This window comes from Vibrio aquaticus (assembly GCF_003970385.1).
GTDB lineage: Bacteria > Pseudomonadota > Gammaproteobacteria > Enterobacterales > Vibrionaceae > Vibrio > Vibrio aquaticus.
Genome location: NZ_RXZH01000001.1, coordinates 57,038 through 68,593, shown reverse-complemented (window position 1 = coordinate 68,593; position 11,556 = coordinate 57,038). Strand labels below are relative to the sequence as shown.

General features: G+C 43.9%; 10 protein-coding genes. 4 read left to right on the top strand and 6 right to left on the bottom strand.

Annotated features, from left to right (window positions below):
* Window positions 1-54: 54 nt before the first annotated feature.
* Window positions 55-966 (bottom strand): siderophore ABC transporter substrate-binding protein, encoded by a 912-nt coding sequence (locus tag EJ063_RS00245; protein WP_126572005.1) that lies wholly within the window; start codon window positions 964-966, stop codon window positions 55-57.
* Window positions 967-1,150: 184 nt separating this feature from the next.
* The gene (locus EJ063_RS00240; RefSeq protein WP_126572004.1) at window positions 1,151-1,660 is read right to left on the bottom strand and encodes an RNA-binding S4 domain-containing protein; all 510 of its coding nucleotides are present in this window, start codon (window positions 1,658-1,660) and stop codon (window positions 1,151-1,153) included.
* 108 nt (window positions 1,661-1,768) lie between these two features.
* On the opposite strand from EJ063_RS00240, the gene EJ063_RS00235 reads away from it, so the two are divergent.
* Both EJ063_RS00235 and EJ063_RS00230 read left to right on the top strand, forming a co-directional pair.
* Window positions 1,769-2,557 carry a substrate-binding periplasmic protein gene (locus EJ063_RS00235; protein ID WP_244225121.1) on the top strand — a complete coding sequence of 263 codons (789 nt, stop codon included), beginning with the start codon at window positions 1,769-1,771 and terminating at the stop codon, window positions 2,555-2,557.
* A gap of 121 nt (window positions 2,558-2,678) precedes the next feature.
* Window positions 2,679-3,311: a response regulator transcription factor gene (locus EJ063_RS00230; RefSeq protein ID WP_126572002.1), complete on the top strand. Its 633-nt coding sequence runs from the start codon at window positions 2,679-2,681 to the stop codon at window positions 3,309-3,311.
* On the opposite strand, the gene EJ063_RS00225 is transcribed toward EJ063_RS00230, so the two are convergent.
* Window positions 3,292-4,182 carry a LysR family transcriptional regulator gene (locus EJ063_RS00225; RefSeq protein WP_126572001.1) on the bottom strand — a complete coding sequence of 297 codons (891 nt, stop codon included), beginning with the start codon at window positions 4,180-4,182 and terminating at the stop codon, window positions 3,292-3,294. The two genes, EJ063_RS00230 and EJ063_RS00225, sit on opposite strands and share 20 nt — an antisense overlap.
* A gap of 293 nt (window positions 4,183-4,475) precedes the next feature.
* Here EJ063_RS00225 and EJ063_RS00220 point away from each other — a divergent pair, with 293 nt between their 5' ends.
* Both EJ063_RS00220 and EJ063_RS00215 read left to right on the top strand, forming a co-directional pair.
* Window positions 4,476-6,239: a sensor domain-containing phosphodiesterase gene (locus EJ063_RS00220; RefSeq protein ID WP_126572000.1), complete on the top strand. Its 1,764-nt coding sequence runs from the start codon at window positions 4,476-4,478 to the stop codon at window positions 6,237-6,239.
* Window positions 6,240-6,492: 253 nt separating this feature from the next.
* Complete coding sequence (locus EJ063_RS00215) at window positions 6,493-7,791, top strand: insulinase family protein (RefSeq protein ID WP_244225120.1); 1,299 nt, start codon at window positions 6,493-6,495, stop codon at window positions 7,789-7,791.
* 40 nt (window positions 7,792-7,831) lie between these two features.
* Here EJ063_RS00215 and yejF read toward each other — a convergent pair whose 3' ends face one another.
* The 3 genes from yejF to EJ063_RS00200 are packed head-to-tail and all read right to left on the bottom strand — an operon-like array spanning window position 7,832 to window position 11,552.
* On the bottom strand, window positions 7,832-9,424 hold the full coding sequence (yejF, locus tag EJ063_RS00210; RefSeq protein ID WP_126571999.1) for a microcin C ABC transporter ATP-binding protein YejF: 1,593 nt from the start codon (window positions 9,422-9,424) through the stop codon (window positions 7,832-7,834).
* A 2-nt stretch (window positions 9,425-9,426) separates the two neighbouring features.
* Window positions 9,427-10,464 carry an ABC transporter permease gene (locus EJ063_RS00205; protein ID WP_126571998.1) on the bottom strand — a complete coding sequence of 346 codons (1,038 nt, stop codon included), beginning with the start codon at window positions 10,462-10,464 and terminating at the stop codon, window positions 9,427-9,429.
* Window positions 10,464-11,552 carry a microcin C ABC transporter permease YejB gene (locus EJ063_RS00200; RefSeq protein WP_126571997.1) on the bottom strand — a complete coding sequence of 363 codons (1,089 nt, stop codon included), beginning with the start codon at window positions 11,550-11,552 and terminating at the stop codon, window positions 10,464-10,466. The genes EJ063_RS00205 and EJ063_RS00200 overlap by 1 nt, the downstream gene beginning before the upstream one ends.
* Between the last annotated feature and the right edge of the window lie 4 nt (window positions 11,553-11,556).

Sequence of the window (11,556 nt, the reverse complement as noted above, 5' to 3'; positions counted from 1 at the left end):
ACAAAAGCCTCAAGAGAACTTGAGGCTTATACTTAGTTGTTTTTATTTCTGCTATTAATTCAAGGCTGAAGCCGATTTGACGTCAGAAATCATCTGCTCTGTCGCTCGCATACCAGAGATAGACAAATACCATGCGTTAATATCTAAGTAAGCCATTTTCTTGTTTTGGTAAGCGTCAGTTGCTTTCACCAAATCATTTTCAAAGTCACGTTTCACCGTGCTTGGTTTTCCCTTATTGATCAGTACATCTTTATCGATGATCAGTAGCGTGTCTGGGTTCTTTTCGCGAATAAATTCATAAGAAACCAGGTCACCATGACGGCTCTCTTTAATGCCTTTTACTGTTTCAGTAAAACCAAAGTCTTTGTAAATCGCAGAGAAACGAGACTGAGTGCCAAATGCAGTGATGTTGCCACCCGCGCTCATCACTGTAAGTGCGTCAGTGTTTTCGTTCTGGTTCGCTTGGCTGATCGCCTTGAACTCGCTGTCTAGCTGTTCAATTTTGTTTTCTACGAATGTCTCTTTTTCAAACACTTTCGCCAGATTACGCCATTGCTGCTGAGTGCTCTTCCAGTAACCTTGCGTTGCATCCGATGCGTAAACGATCGTTGGTGCGATTTCAGACAGCTCTTTGTACTTAGAAGCTGCGCGCGTGCCGATGATGATAAGATCCGGTTTCTGAGTGTAAATCGTTTCAAAGTCTGGTTCGCTTAAACTGCCTGCCGAGACAAATTTGTAATCACGGTATTCAGCTAAATAGTCCGGGAACATGCTTACTGTTGAAACCGCCACAGGCTCTACGCCAAGTGCTTTAACCGTATCGAGTGGACCTAAGCCGATGACAACGACACGTTCTGGATTTGATTCAACACTGGTCGTCCCTTGCATGTGTTCAACTTCGACCATTTTTGCTTGTACAGAAAACGTCATTAGACCTGCAAGAAGCGCAACTGCTGATACCTTCATTATTTGACTCCATAATTACAAATGCAATGCATTATCATTTAGATTTGTAACCAAGTCACTCTACATTTACGTTTTTTACATTCCGCACTATTTCTCCGGTCTTTCTATCTCCTTGCGCTGTACAAAATAAAAAAAGGGAGGCAATCAATGCCTCCCTCTACGTTGTTTGTTATCGTGACTTCTGTTAGAAGAAATCGATAGAACCACGACCATTACTGTTTTTTGGCTTGTCGCTTTTCTTCGTATCTTGAGTTGGCTTAGATTTCTTACCTGGGTTAGATGTCTTAGCTGAACTAGATTTCTTAGCCGATTTGCCCGCTTTTGAGTTCTTCTGCTTGTTTTTATTGTTGCCTGCGTTTTTCTTCGACTCATTGCGTGACGCTTTTGGAGCCGTTACTTTCTTTTCGCTCGGCTTGGTTTCTTCCTGTTCTGTCACAGGCGCATCGCACACAACAACGTAGTATTCTTGGTTAAACTCAAAGAAGTCACCGTCATACATTTTACGGCGCTTACGAGTTTCTAATTCACCGTTAACGGCCACATAACCCTCAGCGATAATGTGTTTTGCCTCACCGCCACCACCGACTAAGTTTGCAATTTTAAACACTTTATAGAGTTCAATGGGTTGCGAGGAAACCTCGATCCCAATCGCTTCAATCTCTATCTCTTCGCCTTGTTCATAGTCTTGGCTCATACCACACCTTGGGTCGATTCAATCACAAAAACCAGAGTCTAATCTCAATACTCGGATAAATAAACTAAAGTTATCAATAAGAATAAAATACTTCTAGGACATAACGGCTTGAAATGGATTCTTCTAACAACTGCGTTCACATCTGGTGTTAGCTACGGCTCCACACTCACCCCTGTCACAATCTACGGGGATGACAGTTATGCGCCATACAGCTACAACTCGTTTGGTCAAGCAAAAGGCATTTACGTCGATATCTTGAAAATGGTGTTTGAGAAAATGCCTGACTATAACGTGACTATAAAGCTGGTCCCTTGGAAGCGAGGACTGAAAATGCTTGAGGTGGGCCAAGCGTTCGCACTCTTCCCCCCTTACTACTACGACGATAAACGCTTTTACATCTCGCCCTATTCAAAACCAATTTTAAAAGAAGAAGTCACGGTCTACTGCAATAAAGCCATAGCACACAACAGCAACAGTAACTGGCCCAGTGATTACCTAGGATTAACCGTAGGCATTAACGAATCTTTTTCCCTTGGAGGACGTGAATTTTGGATTGCAGCAAGACGAGGAGACATCACCGTTAAGGAGGCAAAAGGTAACCAAGCCAATATTATCAATCTATATAACAAACAAACGGCCTGTTATATGAACGATCGTTTGTCTATTCTTTGGGAGATAAAGCAGCTTACGCAAACTGGAATGATCTCACCCGATTGGGAAGTCACCTCTGGCCCAGTCATTTCCGGAGAATACGGTTATCTTGGCTTTACAAATGTAGGTATAGAGAATTTTCCCTACAAAAAAGCCTTTATTACTCAATTCAACCAGCAATTGGAGCAAGTCAAGCAGAGCGGTAAGATCGAGGCCATAATCAAACGCTATTCGATTGAAAAGTAGACGCTTATTTACGATGCTCTGACCCTTTTTCCTTTTTGGAAAATATGCCTTTCCCCCTATTCCGTCAGTTATGTCTTACATTTACCTCGTTCAACAAATTCAGATAAAAAAGAAGGTAAAAATGACATCAAGTAAAGTGCTTATCATCGACAGCCAACCTATCATGCGTGAAGCGATCAGCCGTATCATTGAAGAGTGCACAATTTCAAGCCAAGTGTTTCAATCAGAATCAGCGTCGTTTGGTCTACAACTGCTTCACAACCATCAAATTGGTCTAGTCATACTCGATGTCGATCTGGGCCAATCTGACGGTTTTGAATTTGCACGACGCGCACGAGCTCATGGCTACAAAGGTAAAATTCTGTTTATCTCGACCAGCAAGCACCCAATGTATTCTGAAACAGCGCGTAAACTTGGGGCCAACGGTTATGTGTCAAAGTTTGAAAGTACCGCAGTGATTAAAGAGGCGATTGTCAGTGTGATTCGTGGTTTCTCTGTGTATAAGCGTGAAGAGATCAAACCAGCCAATCGTACTACGGCGCTGTCTAAGCGAGAAACGACTGTCTATACCTATCTTGTAAAAGGTTACAGCAATAAGCAGATCTCTGAGCTACTGTCGCTAAGCTCAAAGACCATCAGCACGTACAAATCACGCATTTTAGAGAAATACAAAGTCGATTCGATTGTTGAACTTATGCGTCTTGAACAACACGTTACGATTGATACTCCTGAGCTTAGAAGAGACGCCGCTTAAGTATTTCGGCCAACATGGTATGCAGTGGATTACCGTGATTCACTAACTTGTAATTCACGACTACCGCAGGTGGATGGTCGAGTTGAAGGTGCTCAGGGAGGAGCGTTACATCCAATGATGTTCTTGCAGTTAGGTGCCGAGTATGTGGAAATAGCGTTGCACACTCTAACTCTTTCAGCACATCAAATAGACAGGTAATATTATCGACCGTTGCGATTTTGTTGATGTGAACGCCATTTGATTCAAGCGCTTTCTTCGCCACCGCTTTTTGTTCCTGCCATCCTTTCATCTCTAACAAGACATAAGGCATATTGAGCTTTTCTTCTACACTTCGATTGCTGTATTTCTGATCACATACGATCGCGCTGTAATATCGGCCTATATGTTGCTGATAAATCGTCTTACTTTGTTCATCATTAAAATACTGCACCCCCACATCAATATGGTCGTCTAAGAGGCTACTCACCGAGGTATCATTCCACGTCGTGATGTGGATCTGTGATTTAGGGAATGTTTCAAGCAGTTCCAGTAGCAGCTCTTTCCCCATTAGATACTGAGCAAGTGAAGGCAACGCTAAAGTGATCGGCTTGTCGTACTGCGTCGGGTCAAAATCTTCGTGCTGAACCGCTTCAGAGATCAAGTTCAACCCAGAGGTGATTTTAGGTAACAACTTCTCTGTGTATTCGGTCGGCTCAAATTCATGCGCACCACGAACAAACAACGGGTCTCCAAGTTGTTCACGTAGCTTGGCTAAATGTTTACTGACCGCACTCTCGGTTTTGCCTAGCTCTTTCGCGACAGGTTTCAGCTGCCTATGTTTATTCAACAAAGGCAGTACTTTCAATAAATTGAGATCAAGCTGAGACTTCATTCCCACTCCGGGCGACTAATTCCATCGTATTTCCATTAATTAAATCAAATAAAACAAGTTGTTGCACGACCGGATGCGTATCTTTGTTAAAGATTTAACAATCAAGACGATTTATGACTTCTCATATTGTGATTTATAAAATATCAAGACTTTTGTTTGTTTGATGAGCTGCAGTTAATATTTTTTCATCATACGCACCAGTTACACCGTAATTTGGTAGCGAATGGGCACTATTTAAGGTATTAATCTATCTAACACTAATGCCGTAACCATTTTTAGGTAGTTCAACCACAATGTCTCAACCGATCAGTACAATTCAACCTAGGCCGACGTTTACCTTGGTTCCTGAATCCAGTGTTGAACATAACGGATCAAACGAGAGTGTTGGCTTAACCGGTGCTGAATTAGATGCTCTGATGGACAACCAATTTCGTCATATGATTGATGTGATGAACGACGGCATTTTCTATATGGCAGACAGCGAATACGTCTGCTTCTATAACCCCTCTTTCTACTCAAAGTTGGGAATCGATTCTGGTATCTCTTGCCTCAATGATTGGCTCAACCTTGTCCACCCTCTTGACCGTGACTCATTGAAAGTTCAAGTCGATGATCATATTCAAGACGATGAATCACTGGTTAAAACGGAATACCGCATTCGCTCTACATCCGGTCAATATATCTGGCTAGAAGGCTCGGCATTAACGAAAACCGTCAACGGTAAACGCTTTATGATCGGGTGCCACAAAGACATCTCTGATAGAAAGTTGATGGAAACCTATGTCGAGCAGGCATCATTTAGAGATGGTCACTCTGGCTTGGCTAACGAACAAAAGCTGGCGTTAGATTTAGATGGCTTGGATGCCACTCAAAGCTATCATCTAATGTATATCCAGCCCGGCGATACTCGTTCCCATCAAACGCTGCATGGCTCTGAAATCATGCGAGATATGCTAGCCTACCTCAATAGTGCGCTCAGTGAACTGCCGGATGAATTTATCGACATGTATCGTATTCAGTCGCACGACTTTGCGATTCTTGTCTTTGGCGAATACGATGAGCAATCTCTACACGATTTGGGTGAGCGAGTTTTCCGCGCGTATCAGGCCTCCATTAAGTCTATCGATTTCCTGTACGGCACAGACATCAGTATTGGTATTTACCCGAATATTTCTCAGCTTGCAAGCAAGATAGATGTTCTCAAAGTTGCCGCTCGCACTAGTCAATTTGCGAGCAATCAAAACGATCATTCTATTCGTGTTTATTCTGGCTGTACTAAAGCGAAAGTCGATCGTCATTTCTACATCGAGAAAGAGCTTGGTAACGCCCTGATCAACAAAAAACTGTCCGTTAAATTTCAACCCATCATTTGTGCTAAGACCAAATCGGTGGCCAGTTTTGAAAGTTTAGTGCGTTGGAAAAGCGAAGTTCATGGAGAAATCTATCCTGATGAGTTTATTACCGTTGCGGAAAAAAACGGCCTGATCTCTGAGCTCGGTTATTTTGTTTTTGAAAGTGCGTGCCAGTTTCTGAAGCAATACCAAGCTGTCCATTCGAATACTGCTCGTGTGAACATCAATGTTTCTGTGTTGCAGTTACTTAGCCAGTCGTTTCCAGACAAACTGATGCAACTGAGTGATCATTACGGCATTGATCGAACCTCTATTGTTTTAGAGTTAACTGAAACCATTAGCCTTGATGATAACAAGAGCGCTAATACCCAATTGAATCGCCTTAAAGATCTCGGATTCCGTTTATCGTTGGACGACTTCGGCGCGGGTTACAGTTCCTTAAATAGCTTTTTCGATTTGCCTCTTTCTCAGATTAAAATCGACAAATCGATCGCATGGCGTTCCATTGAAAACCCTGCCACATTCGAGTATTTGACCTTTATTACGAACCTTTGTAATGACTATGCTATTGATATTGTGATTGAAGGTATTGAAGATGCGGCTATGCAACGTTTGTTTACAGATATGGGCGCGTCTTATTTGCAAGGCTACTGGTTCTCCAAGCCTTTAACCATTGCCAGTGCTAGCTACTATACCAAAGTGTAACACCTCACCTCTCCCTCAAACCCAAGTCTCACATTTGAGATATATTCACCCCAAGAATAATTAGATTTGACTCTCCGTCTCATTTTATAGAAAATCCCATCAAATTTATAAAGGTGTCATCTTTTCGTTCATATTGACCTAAGGGTATTGGTTATTTTGAGCGACAAAGCGTATCACGGAGCGATACATCATTCGGTAGTTTGCCTGATGAGACAAGGACAATAGTACAGTTACCATTGCTCCGGAGATTCAAGTGCCTGTTCCATTTCGTCATCTAATCCATACCTTAATAACCTGTTCTGTGTTCGCTTCACCTCAGCTCATGGCTGCGGAAGTAAACCCTCTTTGGTTTCCAAGTACCGACATCAAACTGCCAAAAGTAACTACTGTTAATGCGCTTGATAACGGCTTGAGATATGTAATTTTGCCCACCTCGCGCAGCTCTAAAGAAGTATCGATTCGAGTACGTGTGGCTGCGGGCGTAGCACAAGAAACAGAGCTAACTCCCTCAGCACGTATTGCGGTTCTAGATACAATTCTTGGAACAGAATGGAAAGTCTCGACCGACTACCAACAAACCGTATTTAGCCTTGATCTCAATGAAGCGAGTGCCAACGACGTCGAACAAGCTCTTCACAGCCTAATGCAGGGCCTAGAGAAACCTATAGGTAACACTGAAGAGCCTAAGTTTGCCCAAGCCGCAGAAACGTCATTGGTCGATATCGATCAAATTATGACTCAGCAGCATTTAGAAAGTGTTTCTTATGGCCGATCTATTGCTTCTTTTGATGTGGAGTCAGTGGATCAAAACGCACAAAATGATGCGCAGCAGTTTAAAACTCGTCATTTTGCTCCACACAATGTAAGCATAGTGATCGCTGGCGGTATTACTCCTCGCCAAACGGCTAAAACGGTTCAGTCGCAATTTGGCTTATGGCGTGTTTTGGACGAACAACAAGAACACTTGCCAAGCCTTGATTTTCACGTTGAGAAAACGCACGTAGAACAGACATTAGTTTCTGTTGCCACACTCACTCACCTAGGTGGAAATAGTGACAGTAAGCTATTAAGAAAAGAAATCCTTAAAGCAACATTGGCTAACAAAATGCTTGAGCGCCGTATTCAGAACACGTTTGAGCAACAGCAAATTGAAGGATTGGTCAGTGTCGAGAATCAAGTATTGTTCAATCAAAACTTACTTTCTCAAGTGCGTGTGACTGGATTTAACGAGACACAACAAGAACTGGCTAATCAGATTATCGAGAGTGAAATTAAGCGCACGGCAGCGTCAGGTTTCAAACAAGCCGAGTACGAAATGGTCGTTAGTCAGGTTCGCAACCAGCTAGAGAAACAAACTCGCCTGCACAATAAAGAGAGCTATACTCGCTCGCAAGCAGACCGCATGGTGAAAGCAATTCACGAAGGCACGGTGTACACCGACCCTTCTTACGATCTCGATTTGCTTAACTTCCATGTAGCCCACTTGAACGAGTTTGATATTAGTAAAGAATTCGAACTCGTTTGGGGAACCCAAAGTTCAGCCACGTTATAAAGAATGGAAAGCGCCAAAGATTATCTTTGGCGCTTTTTAATTAAAGCAATGACAGTTCGACAAGCTGTTTGGTATAAGCTTGCTTGGGTTGCGTAAAGAGTTTGTGGGTATCTCCCTGTTCTACAATTTCCCCTTGCTTCATCACTATCGTGTAATGGCACAAAGAACGAACAACGCTTAGATCATGGCTGATAAACAAATAGCTCAGTTTGTATTTCTCTTGTAATGACTTGAGCAGATCCAATACCTGAGCTTGTACCGTGCGATCGAGTGATGATGTTGGCTCATCAAGTAAGATAAACTCGGGCTTTAGAATCAATGCCCTCGCTATTGCAATACGTTGGCGTTGGCCGCCAGAAAACTCGTTTGGGTATCGGTGTCTTGTCTCAGGATCTAAGTCAACTTCTCGCATCACCTCGCAAATGCGTTGGTCGATCTCGTCGTCAGTCAATTCTTGATGAACTCGCAGTCCTTCTCCAATCACTTGTGCCACCGACATTCTCGGATTCAGCGCTGAAAACGGATCTTGGAACACCACCTGCATTTTGCTTCGATAAGGCAACATTTCAGTGCGATCTAAACCTTGAAGTTCCGCGCCTTGATAGCTGACTGAGCCCTCTGATTTAAGCAGTTTCAAAATCGCCATTCCGGTGGTCGACTTACCGGAACCACTTTCACCAACTAAGCCTATCGAATATCCCTGTTTGAGGGTAAAAGCCATGTCGGTAACCGCCTTGACATGCGATACCACTCGTTTAAACAATCCGCCAGTGATCGGAAACCACACTCGTAAATTGTTGACGGTTAGAAGCTCTTCAGCCTGTTCATTCACAGGTACTGGAGAACCGCTCGGATCAGAATTAATCAGCTTAGTGGTATAAGGGTGTTTCGGTGACTGAAACAGCTGTTGGCACTCTCCCTGCTCCACCAGCTTTCCGTTTTGCATAACGGCCACACTATCTGCAATACGGCGAACAATACTCAAATCGTGGGTGATAAACAGCATGGCCATGCCGAACTCTTGTTGGAGCTCTTTCAATAAGTCTAAAATCTGCGCCTGAACCGACACATCCAATGCGGTTGTTGGTTCATCGGCAATCAGCAGCTCGGGTTCATTGATCAGCGCCATCGCAATCATCACTCTCTGACGTTCACCACCCGATAATTCATGAGGATAGGCATTCACTTTTTGCTCTGGATAACGGATACCCACCTTGCGAAGCCACTCAACAGCCAAGCGCTCAGCGGCTTTTTGCCTCATCCCTCGGTGAATCGATAATGTTTCTACAAGCTGCTTACCCACCTTATGAAGCGGATTGAGTGAGACCATAGGCTCTTGGAAGATCATCCCGATTCTTCCTCCTCGCACACCTCTCAGTTGCCGTTCAGAACAGCTCAGTATGTCGATCTCATCAAAGGTAATCGACCCCGATAGATAATGAGATGAGCCTTGAGGCAGAAGTTTTAAGATGGCATTCGCTGTCACCGATTTTCCTGACCCACTTTCACCAACAAGGGCAAGCGTTTCACCTTTTTTAATCGATAAGGATACATCGTGCGTGACGGCCTCGATGCTCTCTTTACGTCCGAAGCCAACGGAAAGACCATCAATGGTTAATACTGTTTTAGTCATGGTTATCGTCCTTGATGATGTGGATCAAACGCATCCCGAACCGCTTCACCGACAAAAACTAATAGGGTCAGCATCAAGGACAAGACGAAAAAGGCTGAGAAGCCAAGCCAAGGCGCTTGTAGGTTCGCTTTACCTTGCGCTAATAGTTCACCTAAAGAAGGAGAACCCGCAGGCAAACCAAACCCTAGGAAATCGAGAGAGGTCAAGGTAGTCACCGAGCCCGACAAAATAAACGGCATCATGGTCAGAGAAGCCACCATCGCATTCGGCAGCATGTGACGCAGCATAATACGCTTATCGGAGACTCCCATCGCTTGGGCGGCTCTCACGTAATCAAAATTTCGGCAACGTAAAAACTCTGCACGGACAATACCCACTAAGCTCATCCAACTGAACGCCACCATAATTCCGAGTAGCCACCAGAAGTTTGGTTCAACGAAACTGGAAAGAATGATCAGTAAAAAGAGAGTTGGCATGCCTGACCACACTTCGATAAATCGTTGACCTAATAAGTCGAGCCAGCCTCCGTAGTAACCTTGAGTTGCCCCGACCGCCACGCCGATAACGCTCGACACAATGGTAAGAACAAAACCAAACAACACGGAAATTCGAAAACCGTAAATCACGCGCGCGAGTACATCACGCCCTTTGTCATCCGTCCCTAACCAGTTAACACTGTCTGGTGCAGAAGGAACGGAGCCATTAATATTAAAGTTAATCGTATCGTAGCTGAATCGGATCAATGGCCAAATGATGTGACCTTGTTCTTCAATGAGTTCGATAACATATGGGTCGGTATAATCAGCTTCGGTTTCAAACTCGCCACCAAATTCCGTTTCAGCGTACTGTTGGGCAATAGGAAAATACCATTCGTTTTGATACTCGACTAACAACGGCTTATCGTTGGCGATGATCTCAGCAAACAATGAAACCACAAAAAGCACCGAAAAAATCCACAGTGACCAAAATCCACGTCGATTGGCTTTAAACCGAAGCCACCTCGCTTCATTAAGTGGGTTTCGTACCTTGTTCTTTTGCATTAACGCGCCTCAAAATCGATTCTTGGGTCAACCCAGGTATAAGTCAGATCGGAAATGATGCTGAGTATCAATCCCAATAGTGTCATGATGTACAGCGAACTAAACACGACTGGGTAATCGCGCTGAATGGTCGATTCAAAGCCAAGAAGCCCTATTCCCTCTAACGAAAACATCACTTCAATCAGCATCGAGCCAGTAAAGAAAATGCTGATGAAGGCAGCAGGGAAGCCGGCAATAATAATGAGCATGGCGTTTCTAAACACGTGCTTATAAAGAATATCGCGTTCATCCAGTCCTTTCGCTCGGGCGGTAACGACATATTGCTTGTTTATTTCATCAAGGAAAGAGTTTTTGGTCAGCATGCTCAGTGTGGCAAAGCCGCCAATCACCATGGCAAATATTGGTAACGCCAAGTGCCAGAAGTAATCAATAATTTGTTCATACCACACCAGTTGTTCGAAGTTGCTTGAGACAAGACCACGTAAAGGGAACCAACTAAAGTAATTACCACTCGCAAACAGGATGATCAAAATAATCGCAAACAAGAATCCCGGAATCGCATAGCCGACAATCACGACCGCGCTAGACCAAATATCAAAACGGCTACCATGATGTATCGCTTTGACTATCCCTAGTGGAATCGAAATCAGGTAAATGATCAACGTACTCCACAAGCCCAACGATATCGAGACGGGTAAACGCTCAACAATCAAGTCAATCACGTTACCGCCTTTAAAGAGACTTTCGCCAAAATTGAACGTGGCGTAGTTCTTTAGCATGTCCCAGTAGCGCTCAAGAAGAGGCTTATCAAAACCAAACTGCTTCTTGATCGCTTCGACCACTTCTGGATCTAAGCCTCGTGACCCTTTGTAACCTGCAGAACCGGCTTCATCACCACTGCTTAAGTCTACTTCACTGCCACCACCCGCAAAACGCTCCATGATGCCTGAGGTATGCCCTTCAAGTTGGGCAATCGCCTGCTCAACAGGCCCTCCCGGAGCAATTTGGATAATGAAAAAGTTTATCGTAATGATCGCCCACAGCGTTGGGATAACCAGCATCAGGCGTCTAAATATATAAGCTGCCATAACC

What these genes read in the sequence shown, in the direction of transcription:
- EJ063_RS00245 (WP_126572005.1), bottom strand. Translation starts at nt 966, where the DNA reads ATGAAGGTATCAGCAGTTGCGCTTCTTGCAGGTCTAATGACGTTTTCT.
- EJ063_RS00240 (WP_126572004.1), bottom strand. Translation starts at nt 1,660, where the DNA reads ATGAGCCAAGACTATGAACAAGGCGAAGAGATAGAGATTGAAGCGATT.
- EJ063_RS00230 (WP_126572002.1), top strand. Translation starts at nt 2,679, where the DNA reads ATGACATCAAGTAAAGTGCTTATCATCGACAGCCAACCTATCATGCGT.
- EJ063_RS00225 (WP_126572001.1), bottom strand. Translation starts at nt 4,182, where the DNA reads ATGAAGTCTCAGCTTGATCTCAATTTATTGAAAGTACTGCCTTTGTTG.
- EJ063_RS00220 (WP_126572000.1), top strand. Translation starts at nt 4,476, where the DNA reads ATGTCTCAACCGATCAGTACAATTCAACCTAGGCCGACGTTTACCTTG.
- yejF (WP_126571999.1), bottom strand. Translation starts at nt 9,424, where the DNA reads ATGACTAAAACAGTATTAACCATTGATGGTCTTTCCGTTGGCTTCGGA.
- EJ063_RS00205 (WP_126571998.1), bottom strand. Translation starts at nt 10,464, where the DNA reads ATGCAAAAGAACAAGGTACGAAACCCACTTAATGAAGCGAGGTGGCTT.
- EJ063_RS00200 (WP_126571997.1), bottom strand. Translation starts at nt 11,552, where the DNA reads ATGGCAGCTTATATATTTAGACGCCTGATGCTGGTTATCCCAACGCTG.